At 62.0% G+C, this 14,719-nt stretch carries 15 protein-coding genes; 6 read left to right on the top strand and 9 right to left on the bottom strand.

From position 1 onward, the window contains the following. The first annotated feature begins 32 nt into the window (after positions 1-32). The 4 genes from IHQ72_RS02090 to IHQ72_RS02075 all read left to right on the top strand — a co-directional run bounded on the left by IHQ72_RS02090 (position 33) and on the right by IHQ72_RS02075 (position 3,932). A complete protein-coding gene (locus IHQ72_RS02090) occupies positions 33-770 on the top strand; it encodes an MBL fold metallo-hydrolase (RefSeq protein ID WP_258120921.1) in 738 nt (245 codons plus the stop codon). Positions 771-773: 3 nt separating this feature from the next. After that, complete coding sequence (locus IHQ72_RS02085) at positions 774-2,051, top strand: MFS transporter (RefSeq protein WP_258120920.1); 1,278 nt, start codon at positions 774-776, stop codon at positions 2,049-2,051. A gap of 185 nt (positions 2,052-2,236) precedes the next feature. Beyond that, positions 2,237-2,740, top strand: coding sequence for an EF-hand domain-containing protein (locus IHQ72_RS02080; protein ID WP_258123705.1), 504 nt, complete (start codon positions 2,237-2,239; stop codon positions 2,738-2,740). 49 nt (positions 2,741-2,789) lie between these two features. After that, positions 2,790-3,932: a cysteine desulfurase family protein gene (locus IHQ72_RS02075; RefSeq protein WP_258120919.1), complete on the top strand. Its 1,143-nt coding sequence runs from the start codon at positions 2,790-2,792 to the stop codon at positions 3,930-3,932. Here the strand turns inward: IHQ72_RS02075 and secDF are convergent. From secDF to IHQ72_RS02055, 4 genes are all read right to left on the bottom strand, one after another. After that, positions 3,927-6,482 (bottom strand): protein translocase subunit SecDF, encoded by a 2,556-nt coding sequence (secDF, locus tag IHQ72_RS02070; protein ID WP_258120918.1) that lies wholly within the window; start codon positions 6,480-6,482, stop codon positions 3,927-3,929. The two genes, IHQ72_RS02075 and secDF, sit on opposite strands and share 6 nt — an antisense overlap. Positions 6,483-6,627: 145 nt before the next feature. Then, positions 6,628-6,960, bottom strand: coding sequence for a hypothetical protein (locus tag IHQ72_RS02065; protein ID WP_258120917.1), 333 nt, complete (start codon positions 6,958-6,960; stop codon positions 6,628-6,630). Between the two features lie 251 nt (positions 6,961-7,211). Next, positions 7,212-7,688 carry an SRPBCC family protein gene (locus tag IHQ72_RS02060; protein ID WP_258120916.1) on the bottom strand — a complete coding sequence of 159 codons (477 nt, stop codon included), beginning with the start codon at positions 7,686-7,688 and terminating at the stop codon, positions 7,212-7,214. Next, entirely contained in the window at positions 7,685-8,002 is a 318-nt protein-coding gene (locus tag IHQ72_RS02055; RefSeq protein ID WP_258120915.1) for an ArsR/SmtB family transcription factor, read from the bottom strand. Before IHQ72_RS02055 ends, IHQ72_RS02060 begins: the two co-directional genes overlap by 4 nt. A 260-nt stretch (positions 8,003-8,262) precedes the next feature. On the opposite strand from IHQ72_RS02055, the gene IHQ72_RS02050 reads away from it, so the two are divergent. Then, complete coding sequence (locus tag IHQ72_RS02050; RefSeq protein WP_258120914.1) at positions 8,263-9,339, top strand: D-alanine--D-alanine ligase family protein; 1,077 nt, start codon at positions 8,263-8,265, stop codon at positions 9,337-9,339. Between the two features lie 99 nt (positions 9,340-9,438). Here the strand turns inward: IHQ72_RS02050 and IHQ72_RS02045 are convergent, their stop codons facing one another. The 3 genes from IHQ72_RS02045 to IHQ72_RS02035 form a co-directional block, all read right to left on the bottom strand. Next, entirely contained in the window at positions 9,439-10,086 is a 648-nt protein-coding gene (locus IHQ72_RS02045; protein WP_258120913.1) for a VOC family protein, read from the bottom strand. A 276-nt stretch (positions 10,087-10,362) separates the two neighbouring features. Beyond that, entirely contained in the window at positions 10,363-10,737 is a 375-nt protein-coding gene (locus IHQ72_RS02040; RefSeq protein ID WP_258120912.1) for a hypothetical protein, read from the bottom strand. Positions 10,738-10,920: 183 nt separating this feature from the next. Continuing rightward, positions 10,921-11,850: an NAD(P)-dependent oxidoreductase gene (locus IHQ72_RS02035; RefSeq protein WP_258120911.1), complete on the bottom strand. Its 930-nt coding sequence runs from the start codon at positions 11,848-11,850 to the stop codon at positions 10,921-10,923. 94 nt (positions 11,851-11,944) lie between these two features. Here IHQ72_RS02035 and IHQ72_RS02030 point away from each other — a divergent pair, with 94 nt between their 5' ends. Further along, on the top strand, positions 11,945-12,268 hold the full coding sequence (locus IHQ72_RS02030) for a winged helix-turn-helix transcriptional regulator (RefSeq protein ID WP_258120910.1): 324 nt from the start codon (positions 11,945-11,947) through the stop codon (positions 12,266-12,268). Positions 12,269-12,301: 33 nt separating this feature from the next. On the opposite strand, the gene IHQ72_RS02025 is transcribed toward IHQ72_RS02030, so the two are convergent. Further along, positions 12,302-13,234 (bottom strand): polysaccharide deacetylase family protein, encoded by a 933-nt coding sequence (locus tag IHQ72_RS02025; protein ID WP_258120909.1) that lies wholly within the window; start codon positions 13,232-13,234, stop codon positions 12,302-12,304. Positions 13,235-13,515: 281 nt separating this feature from the next. Further along, complete coding sequence (locus IHQ72_RS02020; RefSeq protein WP_258120908.1) at positions 13,516-14,655, bottom strand: LacI family DNA-binding transcriptional regulator; 1,140 nt, start codon at positions 14,653-14,655, stop codon at positions 13,516-13,518. Between the last annotated feature and the right edge of the window lie 64 nt (positions 14,656-14,719).

Below are 14,719 nucleotides of genomic sequence, written 5' to 3'. Positions count from 1 at the left end.
TTCTAGCCCTTTGCAACGAGGAGCGCAAGACCATGATCCTTCGCCAGTTCCTTCACACCGATCCGGTCGGCGTCTCCTACCTGTTCGGTTGCGGCGGCAAAGCAGCTGCGGCCGTCGTCGATCCGGCCGGCGACATCGAGTTCTACCTGCGCGCCGCCGAAGACGCCGGCATGCGCATCCATTTCGTCGTCGACACGCATGTTCATGCCGACCATCTCTCCTCCGGCCGCGCGCTCGCCGAAGCGGCGGGCGCCGCCTACGTGCTCTCGGCGGAGGCGGATGTTGCGTTCCCGTTCAAAGGCATGCGCGACGGAGAGGTCCTCTCGCTCGGCAACGTCACCGCAACCGTTCTGCATACGCCCGGTCACACTCCTGAGCATATCTGCCTTCTCGTCAGCGACCGCACGCGTGCCGACGAGCCGTGGTTCGTGCTGACCGGCCACACGCTGATGGCCGGCGATCTCGGTCGCACCGAACTCGCCGTCAGCGCCGAGCAAGGCGCAAAGGATCTCTTTCGCAGCGCCGGTCGGCTCAAGGCGCTTCCCGATCATGTCGAGGTGCTCCCCGGCGCCTATGCTGGCTCGGTCTGCGGCCGGCGCCTGAGCGGCAAGCCGTGGTCGACCATCGGTTTCGAGAAACGCCACAACGAGGCCCTCCGGATCGAGGACGAAGCCGCGTTCATTCGCTTCATGCTCGCCGAGATTCCGCCGGCTCCGCCGGAGGCCGCGGCGCTCCGGGCCGCCAATTCCGCCCTGGCTGCGGCGGCCTGAGCCATGGACGAAGCGGCATCGGTTCCAGGCAAGGCGGGTTCACCCGTCAGGCTCGGCCTCAGGGAGAACTGGCCGCAATTCGCGCTGCTCGTCGTGATCAACGCCTTTGTCGGCGGCATGGTCGGAATAGAACGAACGGTAGTGCCGCTGATCGGATCGGAGGAGTTCCACGTCACGTCGACGACGCTCATCGTCTCCTTCATCGTCAGCTTCGGCGTCGTCAAGGCGCTGGCCAATCTGGTCTCGGGCCAGCTTGCCGACGCGTGGGGCCGCAAGCGCGTGCTCGTTTTGGGATGGCTGGTCGGCCTGCCGGTGCCGTTCATGATCATCTGGGCGCCGACCTGGGAATGGGTGATTGCGGCCAACGCATTGCTCGGCGTCAACCAGGGGCTCGCCTGGTCGATGACGGTGATCATGAAAGTCGATCTCGTCGGGCCGAAGTCGCGCGGCCTTGCCGTCGGCCTCAACGAGTTCGCCGGCTATCTCGCCGTCGGGGTGACGGCGTTCCTGACCGGCTATCTCGCCTCGCAATACGGACTGCGGCCAGTGCCGATCTATCTCGGCATCGGCTATGCCGTCCTCGGTGCCGCACTGTCGATCCTGCTCGTGTGCGACACGCGCGACCATGTTCGGCTGGAGGCTTCATCCCACGCCCAGCAGGCCGCGCCGATCAGCTTTCGGCAGGTCTTCGCGCTCACCTCGTTCGGGGATCGCAACCTGTTCGCCGCCTCGCAGGCCGGCCTCGTCAACAATCTCAACGACGGAATGAGCTGGGGCATTTTCCCATTGTTCTTCGCTTCCTTCGGCCTCGGTGTCGAGCGCATCGGCATCCTCAAGGCGATCTATCCCGCGACATGGGGTATCTTGCAGATCGTCACGGGTCCCTTGAGCGATCGCTGGGGGCGCAAAGGCCTGATCGTCGCCGGCATGTGGGTTCAGGCCGCCGGTCTGTTTCTCACCGCGGCGACGCGCCAGTTCGAGTGGTGGATCGTCGGCAGCCTTCTGCTCGGCCTCGGCACGGCGATGGTCTACCCGAGCTTGATCGCAGCCGTCTCCGATGCCTCGCATCCGACCTGGCGCGCCCGCTCACTCAGCGTCTACCGGTTCTGGCGGGATCTCGGCTACGCGATCGGGGCGCTCTCCGCCGGCCTCATCGCCGACAGCTTCGGGCTGTCATGGGCGATCACATCGATCGCCGCGCTGACGTTTCTCTCAGGGCTGGTCGTAGCTGTCGTGATGAGCGAAACCGAGCCCCATCCGTCCTCGAGGAGGACAACATGACAGCGGCAGATCGCTGCCCGAGCAATTGATCCGGCGCAAAGTCGCCGCGCTGCCTTTTGGCTTTATATTGGAATTTGACCGCGACCAGCGGTTTGCCGGCAGTACGGAAAGAGCCGAAAGCATTTCCGGCCGCAGAGCCGCCAGCGAATCAGAACTGCCGAGCTCATGAGAGGAAGGAGGATATTATGACGTTGATTTCACTGACGCGCGTGACCGCGCTCGCCGCCATTGTCGCCGCCGGCGCGACGGCTACAGCCGCCGCGCAAACAACCGCCGCCGATCCGCACCATCCCGATACGACGGTCGCGCAGGCGGCGCCGTCTCCCGAGCCTGGAGGTATGGCGGGACAAGACCAAGGTGCACAGCCCGCTCAACCCGGCATGATGCCTCCCGGCATGATGGGCCAGGGCATGATGGGCCAAGGCATGGGCCGGGGCATGATGTGCCAAGGCATGGGTCAGGGCATGATGGGCGAGATGATGCAGCCCGGCATGATGGGCGCAATGCCGATGATGCGCATGCGCGGGCACATGATGAAGATCATGTTCGCCATTGCCGACACGGACGGTGACAGCGCACTTTCCTTCGAAGAGATCACCGCCATCCATAAGCGAATCTTCGACAAGGTGGACGCAAACAAGGACGGCAAAGTGACATCCGAAGAGGTTCAGGCATTCATGCGGGAATAGCCGCGCAAGCTGATCGCCGGGCGACAAACCGCGAAGGAGGCTCCCGGGCATGACATCGATCTATCTCGACTACAACGCCAGCACGCCGATCGATCCTTCGGTTACGGCTGCCATGCGGCCATATCTGGATGAGGCTTTCGGCAATCCATCGAGCGGGCATTGGGCGAGCATGCCGGCGAAGGCTGCGCTGGAGAAGGCCCGCAGCCAGGTTGCGGCGCTGCTCGACTGCGCACCCGACGAGATCGTGTTCACAAGCGGCGGCAGCGAGGCCAACAACCTGGCGATCAAGGGCACGTTCTTCGCGCTGAGGCACAAGGGCGAGCACATCGTTACCACCACGGTCGAGCATCCGGCCATTCTCGCCCCTTGCCGGTTCCTCGAGCAGCTCGGCGCGGCAGTGACCTATGTGCCGGTCGACAGCACGGGCCGGGTCGATCCCGAGGATGTGCGTCGTGCCATCACGCCGCGCACCATCCTGATCACCGTCATGCACGCCAACAATGAGGTTGGCACGATCCAGCCGATCGAGGAGATCGGTACTATTGCGCGGGAGCATGGCGTCCGGTTTCACACCGACGCTGCGCAGTCGGTCGGCAAGATTGCAACCAAGGTCGACACGCTTGGCGTCGATCTGCTGACCATCGCAGGCCACAAGCTTTACGCGCCGAAGGGTGTCGGTGCGCTCTATGTCCGAGGCGGGCTCAGGCTCGAGCCGCTGATCCATGGCGCCGGGCACGAACATGGCCGTCGCGCTGGCACCGAGAGCGCCTTGCTGGCGGTCGGCCTCGGCGCCGCCTGTGCGCTCGCGAGCGACCTGGAGCCGATGGCGCGCGTCCGCGTACTGCGTGATCGCTTTTGGGACGCGCTGCAGGAAACTTTCGGCGACCATGTCGCGCTCAATGGGCACCCTCAGCACCGCCTTCCCAACACGCTCAACGTTTCATTCGTCGGCATGATCGGCGCCGACGTGCTTTCGCGTCTCGAGGGCGTCGCGGCGTCGACCGGTTCGGCGTGTCACGCCGGCCGGATCAAGCTCTCCCCAGTGCTCACGGCCATGGGCGTGCCCGAGAAGATCGGCATGGGCGCCGTTCGCTTCAGTCTTGGTCGAGCCACGACCAGCGCCGAAACCGACGCTGTCGTGGATCAGCTTCGAGCCGTCACGGTCCGATCCGCCCCCATCGTTGTGTCATAAGGCCTGTCGCGCCGGCGGCTCTTTCGCCGCTGCGGCTTCCTCTGGACTGAGGGCGCCCGGCCGGAGCTTGAACAGGATCAGCAGCGGCCCGGCGACGAAGATGGAGGAATAGGTGCCGGCGAGAATGCCGAAGATCATCGCGACCGTGAAGGACTGGATGACCTCGCCGCCCCAGATCGAAAGCGCCGCCAGCGCAAACAGCGTGGTCACGCCGGTCAGGACCGTTCGCGCCAGTGTCTGGTTCATCGACAGGTCGAGCAGTTCGGCAATCGGCATCCTTTTATAGCGGCGCAGATTCTCGCGGACCCGATCATAGACAACAACTGTATCGTTGATGGAATAGCCGACAATGGTCAGGATCGCGGCTATCGAGGTCAAATTGAACTCTATGCCCGCGACGACGTAGAAGCCAACCATCAGGATCACGTCGTGGAACGTCGAAATGATGGCACCCAGCCCGAACTGCCACTCGAACCTGATCCAGATGTAGACGAGCATCGCCAGCAGCGAGGCGAGCACGCCCATTGTGCCGTTGAACGCGAGTTCGGAGGACACCGTCGGACCGACAACCTCGATGCGGCGGAACTCGTAGTCGGTTTCGAGCGCGCTTCTTACCTTCTCAACGGCGGACTGTTCGGCAATGTCGCCGCCCCCCTGGGTGCCGATGCGGATCAGCACATCCCGGGCCGACCCGAACTCCTGCACCTGCACCTCACCCAGTTCGAGGCCCGTCAGGCGCTCACGAATGTCGCCGATGTCGGCCTGCTGGCCCTTCGCTTGCACCTCGATGCTCGAACCGCCGCGGAAGTCGATGCCGTAGTTCATGCCGACAGTGAAGAACAGCGCTGCCGAAGCGATCGACAATAGCAGGGACAGCGTGAAGGCGTACTTTCGGAATGCCATGAACGGCACCCGCGTGTCGTCGGGCACCAGGCGCATGACACCGCTGGGCATGGCTTTCGGGCGCTGCCGGCGAAGCCAGAATGCGACCAGCCAGCGCGTCAGCGTGAAGGCCGTGAACACGGTGGTGACGATGCCGATGGCGAGGGTGACGGCAAACCCCTTGATAGGCCCTGAGCCGAGGAAGAACAGGATGACGGCGGCAATCAGCGTCGTCACATTGGCGTCGACAACTGTCGCCAGCGCCTGTTTGAATCCGGAATCCATCGACTGCACGATCGAGCGCCCTTGGCGATTCTCTTCGCGGACGCGCTCGAAAATGATGACGTTGGAATCGACCGCCATGCCCATCGTCAGCACGATGCCGGCGATGCCAGGCAGCGTCAGCGTTGCCCCAAGAACCGACAGGACGGCGATGATCAGTGCGACGTTGGCCAGGAGCGCGACATTCGCGATCAGTCCCAGTCGCCCATAGGCGAACAGCATGAAGCCGACGACGAGGAACCCGGCGACGATCGACGCGAACTGGCCCGCCTCGATCGAATCGCTGCCGAGGCTCGGACCGACGGTGCGTTCCTCGACGATGGTGAGGTCGGCAGGCAGCGCGCCGGCGCGCAGCAGGACCGCAAGATCGTTCGCGCTCTCGACCGTGAAACTGCCGGATATCTGCCCGGTGCCGCCCAGGATTGGTTCGCGGATCTGAGGCGCGGAGATCACCTCGTTGTCGAGGATGATCGCGAACAGGCGCCCGACATTGGCCTGAGTAGCCTGACCGAAGCGGGTGGCGCCGCGGCTGTCGAAGCGAAACGAGACCACCGGCTCGTTGGTGCGCTGGTCGAAGGTTGCCTGCGCATCGACGAGGTTTTCGCCGGAGACGATGATCCGGTTCTCGATCAGATGGGGAACCCGGGGCTCGTCAGTCGAATACATCACCGTCGAGCCCGCCGGCGGGCGGCCGGAGATCGCCTCCTCGACCGGAATCGACTGGTCGACCATCTGGAAGGTCAGCTTCGCCGTCTGTCCGAGAATATCCTTCAGCCGCTGCGGATCCTGCAGGCCCGGCACCTGGACCATGATGCGCTCTGATCCCTGTCGCTGGATGATCGGCTCGGTCGTGCCGAGTTCGTTGACGCGCCGGCCCACCACCTCGATCGATTGAGTCAGCGCCGCGGCGATCCGGTAGTCGACCCCGGCTTCGGTCAGCGTAAAACGCAGCAGGCCCGGTTCCGGCTCGGCCATCTCCATCTCGGTCACCGAGCCGCTCATGAAAAGGCCGGTCGAGATCGGCTGCGTCAATCTTTCGAGTGCGGTCTTCGCAGCTTCGATCTGGCCTTGGTCGCGAATGCGGACCTGGATGGAATTGGCGGTGCCGGAAAGCCCGGTATAGCCGATCTGGGCATCGCGCAGCGATGTGCGGACCTCGTCGCGTGCCGATTCGAGGCGTTCGTTGGCGAGGTCCTGCCGATCGATCTGGAGCAGGATGTGCGAGCCGCCCTGCAGGTCTAGACCCAGCGTCAGTTGCTGCTTTGGCAGCCAATTCGGCAGCGATGCCAGAGTGGAGGCGGGAACCAGATTGGGAGCTGCGTACAGGATACCGGCTAGGACCGTCAGCCAGATGAGAATGGTCTTCCAGCGCGAAAAATGCAGCATGTTCTTGTCCGTTCAGCCCATATCGGGCGGAAACCGCCTCCGACAAGAGCTTTGGCGTTCCGATCGGCGAGCAACTCGACGAGAGCCCGAACGGAACGCGATGTGAAAGTTTTGGGAGTCGGGGGCCGCGGTCGCGCGGCCAGGATCATGCCGGGAGAAGCGGAGGCGCGCGCGCATCAAAGGCGCGGATCGGCGACAGTTTCGGCCGGTCTTCAGACCCTATTCCAAACGATGCGGCTGACGCGGTTTCGAGCGGCAGGCGCAAATCCGGGATTATGCAAAAGGGCTTGCCGTTTCCCGCAATGGCAGGCGTTCCCGTTTTGAAACGGGAAGTCTCAGCACCAACACGGCGCGCAATGTCGCGGACAAGGATGGTCGCGACCGGTTTGGACGCAGCGAGCCTCATTTGCTCTTTAGCTACATCATGTCCGACCTGGTCGGCTGTTGCCGCAGGAATGGTCCAGATCAGAAAGAGCAACGAAGCGAGCAGCCGCAGACCAGCACTCACGCTGAGCAGAACGCCGGGCCTTGTGTTAGCCTGTCTTCGACCGCTTCGTCTCATCTCACCGGTACGGCTCTCATACACTGCGACTAATACGCTTTCGCCTTCGTTGCCTCAGTAAGCGGCAGACCGCACTCCTGATCTTCAGCTATAGCATATGCATTGCGAATTGAAGCGCACCTTTCACGTACTCAAAGGGTAAGTGTGTTGGCCGATCGATTGGCAGCCTACCGCTTCTCGATCAGCTGGACATAACCTTGCAGGATGCCGCTCCAGCCACGATCGGATTCGAAAATCTCACGCGCCGCTTCGCCGGCCGCGCCCATGTTCTCAAGCTGACGATGCTCCAGCTCGACGCGAGTCGCGTTCTCGCCGGCCTCGGAGAACTTGACCTCGACTTCGGTCAGCAGCGACGGATCATATTGCCAGTCGGCGCGAATCCGCCACGCCAGGACGATGCGGTTTGGCGGTTCCCACGTCAGCACTTCGCCCCAGTCGCATTCCGCCCCATCCTCGCCGGTCTCAAACCAGCGGCCGCCTGCCTTTGGCTCGATAGTCGCGCTCCTGAGCGCGGACTTGCCTATCGAGTGGGACGCCGGCCACCAACGTCCAAACCCGCTCGTGAACACTTCAAACGCCGTGGCAACCGGCACGTCCACAGTGACCGACTTGCGCACAGGCGCTGGTTTAATGATCGCCGTCATTCTTTTCGCTCCTTGGCTTTGTTGATCTCGTTTCGGAAGGCGTCGAGCGCGTTCCCCCACATCTGGTCGAGCCAGGCACGCATCTCGCCGAGACCGTGAGGGTCGACATGATATATGTTGCTGGCGCCGCGAGGCTCGGCGCGGACCAGCCGCGCCTCCCTCAGCACCTTCAGGTGATGAGAGATCGCGGGCTGAGACACCGGCAGGATTCGAGCGAGGTTCGCCACCGAACGCGGCCCTTCGGCCACAAGCTCGAATACCTTTCTGCGCGTGGGGTCAGCCAGTGCCACCACACCTGCGTAATTATAAACCATGACTTATGATAAACACAGATTTATGATTAAGGCAACCTCAGCTATTTGCGAAGCAGAGCAGAGGGCAGCGTATTCTCTCCCTATTCAGGTCTCATGCTGCGCTCGCTTCAATAAGAGGAGCACTGGGGAGGAGACCGAACCAAAGCACCCCTTCTCAGACAGGGCTTGAAGGCTGTGCTTTCGTCGGCAAACGATCGGGCTGCGCACCGAGATTCGGACCCTGCCGCCGGCATTTCTGCCAGACCATTTTGGAGACGCTCATGGCCGACACCTCGAAAAGACTGCGCATTGCCGTGCTCTTTGGCGGACGCTCCGCCGAGCATGACGTTTCGGTGCTGTCGGCAACCAATATCCTGCGTGCGCTGGAACCCGCGAAATACGATGCCGTTCCCATCTTCGTCACCCGCGAAGGACAATGGCTGCTGAGCAGCCTCGAGGGCGGCACGCTGGCGAAACCGTCGAGCGGTACCGAAGTCTGCCTCGTGCCGGGCGGACAGGGACGGATGATGGCGATCCCGACCCATGGCGCGGCCCACGAACTGCCTGACATCGACATCCTGTTTCCCGCCTTGCACGGCCTCCACGGCGAGGACGGCTCAGTGCAGGGGCTGGCGGAAGTGGCGCGCGTGCCGCTCGCCGGCTGCGGTATTCTCGGTTCGGCCGCAGCCCTCGACAAGGACATTGCCAAGCGGCTGCTGTACGAGGCGGGCTTGCCCGCCGCGCGGTCCGTCACAATCCACCACGGCGGCGCGCTGGCCTTTGCGGAACTGCAGAGCGCGCTTGGGCTTCCGCTTTTCATCAAACCGGCCCGACAGGGCTCCTCTGTCGGCGTCAGCAAGGTTTCGGCTGAAAAAGACTACGAGGCAGCGCTGACAGAAGGCTTTAGGCACGACCGCAAGCTGCTGGCCGAAGAGTTCATTCAAGGTCGCGAGATCGAATGCAGCGTGCTGGAGGATACGGAAGGCGGCCTCTTCGTTTCCCGTCCCGGCGAGATCGTGCCGGCACAGAGCCACGGTTTCTACAGCTACGACGCCAAATATATCGATGAGCACGGCGCCGCGCTGAAAGTCCGGGCCGAACTGCCGCAGGAGATCGAAGGCAATATCCGCGCGATGGCAGCAAAGGCCTTCCGTGCGGTCGGCTGCGACGGCATGGCCCGCGTTGATTTCTTCGTGACCCCCGACATGCGCGTCCTCATCAACGAGCTCAACACCATTCCCGGTTTCACCGATATCAGCATGTATTCCAAGGCAATGGCGGCAAGCGGCGTCAGCTACCCGGAGATTATCGATCGGCTGGTGGCGCACGGGCTGGCACGTGCCGGTCGATCAGCTTGATGGCGAAGGCTTTGTCGCAAAGCTCCTAAAACCTGCGACACACGGTCTGTAGGAGTTTTGCGACAATCCAGGGCGGTGCCCGGAGATTCGAGGATATGTTCAGTCGGCCGGACCAGCAAATAGTATGAGATTTCCGTCCGGGTCCAGAATAATGAAATTTCGAGCACCCCACGGCTCTTTCTTGAGCGTCTGGTGAAAATCCACTCCGGCGGCTTGGAAATCCAGAAAGAGTCGCTTGATCTCGCTTGCGGTATCGACCGTAATTGAGGCGGAGAGCAGATGTTCGCGTTGTCGTATGTCGTCAACAAACACAGGCTCGCAGACCAGCCGCAGTGCGAGCTGCGCTTTGTCACGTATAACCTGCCCGTAGAATGGTGGGTCCCCATAAACGAAGTCGATTGCAAAGCCGAGTTTGTCCGCGAAAAAGCCACACGACGCTTTGATGTCGGAGACGAACAGTTGCGCGGAGGCGGAACTCAGAATGGGGCGGGGTGCGTTCTGTCTGCTTTGAGTGGTCATGACATGGGCTCCTGACTTGAGCGCCTGCCACCCCTCGAATCCCAATTGACGCGCGACAAGTTCTTGCGCGTCATTTAGCTTGAAGCTGGATTCCAGTATCTGAGTATCGTCGAGGTGCTGAAATCGTGGCAAAGCAGCCCGGATCTGGGCCGCGACCGGATAATACCGCTCGCGATGCCACCGCAAATACTGCTTGGCTTGCTTCTTAAGGTTTTCGAGGTTCGGCATAGGCGCTACCTTTGAAGTTCGCAGGCGGGCATTGCCCAGTCGGCCCAAAGCCGGTGCACCCTACGTAGCGCTATTTTCAAAATGCAAAATTCGCGTGAGATCGTCAAGAACCACGCGTTTAGTGCTCTCCTGCGACTAATAGTGCGAAACAGAACTTAGGGACTAACGCGACGATTTTGCGACCGGACCGAGATGCGGTAGCCGCTCGGTCTTAAGAGGTACAGGGGATGTGATTGCCGGAGATAACCGATCTGGCTGAACAATTTGGTGTGTGGCCTATGACACTGAAGACCTTACCAACGGTCCAAAAAAGCCGATGATACGTGTTATTCGCTTCTGGCTGGAGTCGAGGAAAGCTATATCCAAACCCTCGGGGAAGGACGATCCGTCAGGCATCACAAACTTCCACGCGAAGCGTGCGATCCCATGATGAACGTCCACGTCACTTGTCCGTAAGATGCGGGCACCGGGATGCTTGGTCAGAACTCTTGCGATGTGCGCGAGCAGTTCTTCCGCGCCGGTCGCATGGACTGTAGGATCTGTGTATGTCGCGCCCTCGCTCCAGATCGGTAACAGCAACGCCCGCCGCTGCTGGGCGTTTTCATCGGACCAGGCAGCACAATACGAATCGATGAGAAGCGTCAAAGGCATCCTATTCCCCTAATGCAGATCACTGGTCTGACTCGGCTCATGCTCGCCTTCTTCTTTGCCGCAACCAGCTCATCGTTAAAGGCCCGCTGGCTGACGACAAGGCTTGGTCCGCCTAAGGCTGAAAACTGCATAATGAAAATCCGCTCAGCCAGTCACCCTCTCGCAATCCAGGTCGGAGAGATCTCATCTGGATTTTCCCAGAAATTGCGATAACGCCGCAAAATCATCATGTAGGTGGCCAGCTGCAATCGCCCGTTGGAAGATCGCGTCGTAACCGTCGACCACAGAGCGGTCGATCTTGCGCGCCTCCATCAGCTCCAGGAGATGCTGGAATGCGCCGTAGTGCGGGGAGATCGACGAGAGCGTCTCGTCGTCGCTGGCAAAACGGCCAGCATTCGTCCGGTTGATGAGGTCGGCGACAAGCCCGTCAACAACAGGCGCTATTGCGGTCCACTGCCGAGCCAACTCGCCGAGGTCGATCTCTTCGGCCTGACACACGGCGATCGCATGGAGCGTGCCGAACAGCGCGCCCCACATGAGAGCAAGCAGCGCGCTATCAAGTGCGTTGGCACGTCCCGGCTCTTCCCCGATATGCTGGACATTGCCGCCCAAGGCACGAAACATCTCCTCGTTCGCGTCGAAAGCCTGCCTTGGCCCCGAGATCAGTATCGTCCCGGCATCTGTGCCGATGAAATCCGGCGTGGCCATGATCGCGCCATCGAGATAGCTGGCTCCGTGCTCGGCAAACCATTCAGCGGCTTCGCGTGCGCCATGCGGCGTTCCCGAAGTGAGTTCCACGACCAGCTTGCCGCGAATGGCTGAAGCAACGGCCTCGTCGTGCAGAACTGCAGCGGTTGCCTGGTAGTCGCTTACGTTCACAATGATAATTTCAGCCGCATTGACAGCTTCCAGGACGGACCCCGCGACAGTGGCGCCGAGCGCGGCCAGCGGTTCGGCCTTCTGTTTCGTCCTGTTCCAGACCGTCGTCCGATATCCCGACCGGAGCAGGGCGCGGGCGAGCGCCGATCCCATACGACCCGTCCCCACAACGCTGATTGAAAGCTTCATTGCAACACTCCATACCAATAGATGCCAATAGGCGCGCGGTGCCATGGTTTTGCCGTTAAGGGCAGAGGTATGTCGGAGTGAATGGCGCGCACAATACGCACCTGGAGGTAAGTGGTTACCCAGCGGTAAGGAGAGCATCATGAATAAGCCGACGGGCGATTGCGGCTTCGCAACCGCGATCAAGGCGATCGAAGGGAAGTGGAAAGTGGATATTCTTTGCGAGTTTGGAAAGGCATCTCGCAGGTTCGGCCGGTTGAGGCAGTCGATTCCGGCGATCAGTGAAAAGATGCTGACGCAGCAATTACGCGAACTGGAGGCTGACGGGCTTGTGAACCGAGAAGTCTATCCGGGATCGCCGACTAAGGTCGTCTATTCGTTGACAGAAAGCGGAGCGGCGCTCAATGCTGGAGCAGAGGCGTTATGCCGTTGGGGTGAGCAATTCCCTTCCCGCACCGATGCTTAAGGATGCCGTTCGCCATGCGAGTTGGACGTTGGCTCATGGCGCTTCGCCCTCGGCCGGAAACAGCGACAGCCAATAACGGGCGATATCGTTGCGGCGCATGAAGACGGCCTCCGGCCTGGACAGAACCGTCTCGATTATGCCTTCCAATGCTGCGGCCCGGTTGGGTTGGCCGGTCCACCGCGCATGGATTGCTATCGTCATCATTCGCCCGCCTTCTTTCCTGGCTTCCCTGATCAGGAAGTCCAGATAGGCTTCGACGTTGTCCACAAAGTCTTTGGGCGTCACATAGCCGGGGCTGACGAGATAGCGGCTGTCGTTCAAGGTCTTGGAATAGGGCACGACCAGAAGGCGCCCGTTCTGTGCCGGCACGAAATAGGGCAGGTCGTCGTTGCACGGATCCGAATCATACAGGAAGCCGCCTTCCTCGATCAGGAGGTCGCGCGTGTTGACGCTGGGAAAGGAACGGCTGTTCCAGCCGATCGGGCGCTCGCCGAGCAGCTCGATGAACAGCGCGACGGCGCGCTGCAGATGGCCGCGCTCCTCGTCGCGGCTCAGGGTCCATTGTTCGGTCCAGCGCAGGCCATGGCCGAGCAGATCGTGACCCGATTGGCGCAGCCATGCCGTCACCTCCGGGTTGCGCCGCAGCGCCTCGGCACAGCTCGAGATCGTGGCGTGGACACCGTGTCGCTCGAGCAGTCTGGCGATGCGCCAGATGCCGACGCGGCTGCCATACTCGAAATGCGTTTCGGTGCCGAGATCGCGGATGCCGGCCGGCGCCGACAACGGATATTCGCCCCAGCCATCGCTATGGTCGTCGCCCTCGAACAGCGAATATTCCGACCCTTCCTCGTAGCAGACCACGAGATTGACTGCGACCAGACGTCCGTCCGGCCAGATGATCTGCGGCGGCCGCCGGCCGTAACCGACGAAATCGCGCGGCGGGTCATGGCGATGCTGGAGCTTCATGGCAGTATAACTCCTGGCGGGTTGCCGATCCGGGTCAGCGAGGAAATCGGGCTCGAAGGCCGGCGCGGAACGGCGAACCAGATCAGATTTACCCTTGGATCCAGGATTTCGCCACAACCAGACTGCAGCAAACCGTATGTCAATCCGCAGAACTCGGGATACAAGAATCCCGATCCACCATGCCAGGAGACAATTTCGGGGCCATCGCCCTTTGCGGGGGCGCCTGTCTGGCTTGGAGCGGCATCAGTACGGCGCTTGCATTGACGGAAGTCTGGAGGTGCTCAGCTGGCTGTCAGTCCGTGTGTGCGCCCAGGCGCCACAGCACTGACCGATTCCCGCTCGACCAGCGGGCATTCAAGCTTGGTAATGGGGTAGCGGCCGCGGCCGGGCGGTGCAGGGACTTCCAATTGCTCGATCGCCCATTGCCCCATCGCCAAATGCGGCAGGATCGACGTCGTCAAAGGCGGGAACAGATGCCGGGCGATTTCCTCGTCGTCATAGCCGATCACGGAAATATCCCCAGGGATGTGCAGGCCGGCTTCCTTCAGCGCTTCGTAGCAGCCGATCGCGGTGCGGTCGTTCTGGCAGAAGATTGCGGTTGGGCGGTCCTTGAGCGCCAGAAGCTTGACGGTCGCGGCGTAGCCGGCGCTCGCCGACCAGTCGCCCTCGACCACCAGCTCCGCATCGAACGGGATGTCGGCCGTCGCCAGCGCCCGGCGGTAGCCCTTCAACCGATCCTGCGCCGCCTGCATCCACGGCTCGCCGGTGATGGTGGCGATGCGGCGGTGGCCATGGCTGATCAGGTGGCGGGTGGAGCTCTGCCCGCCGGCGATTTCGCTCGGCACCACGGCGGGGAAGGCGTAGTCGGCGGTATAGCAATTGAGCAGGATGACCGGGATATCGAGGTCGTAGAGATAGTCGGGCGCGGCGATCTCGCGCGTGAAGATGGTCATGTAGATCAGCGCCGAAATGCCTCGCTTGGTCAGTGCCGCAATCGCGCGCGGCTCCATGACGGAATCCCCTAAAGTCTGCGCGACCAGCACGACATTGCCGGCATTCCACGAGGCCTGTCTCGCGCCTTCGATGGCGACGACCGCCTCGGGGCTGGTCGCCAGTTGATCGACCGCGAAGCCGATCACCCCGTCCAGCCCCTCGAACGAGGCGATAGGGCTGCGAAGAGCAGAGAAGGCTGGTGGCGCATAGCCGAGACCCCGCGCGGCCTCGATCACCCGTTCGCGGGTCTGCTGCGAGAGCCTTATGCCCGGTGTGTTGTTGAGGACGAACGAAACCGTCGCCTGCGAGCAGCCGGCGGCCCTGGCGATATCGGTCATGGTGACGCGACCCTTGGGATTCTTGGCCGATGGCTTTCGACGCCGGGAAGGTTCAAGGGCAGGATCGCGCAGATCCGTCGGTTCGCTCATGGCATTGTGTTTCCAAATTCAGGGCTTGGCTAACCAGAGGTCGTCCTGGACGTCATTAAAGACG

This window comes from Mesorhizobium onobrychidis (assembly GCF_024707545.1).
GTDB classification, from domain to species: domain Bacteria; phylum Pseudomonadota; class Alphaproteobacteria; order Rhizobiales; family Rhizobiaceae; genus Mesorhizobium; species Mesorhizobium onobrychidis.
The sequence above is the reverse complement of the archived record's forward strand: the minus strand, read 5'-3'. Positions and strand labels throughout refer to the sequence as shown.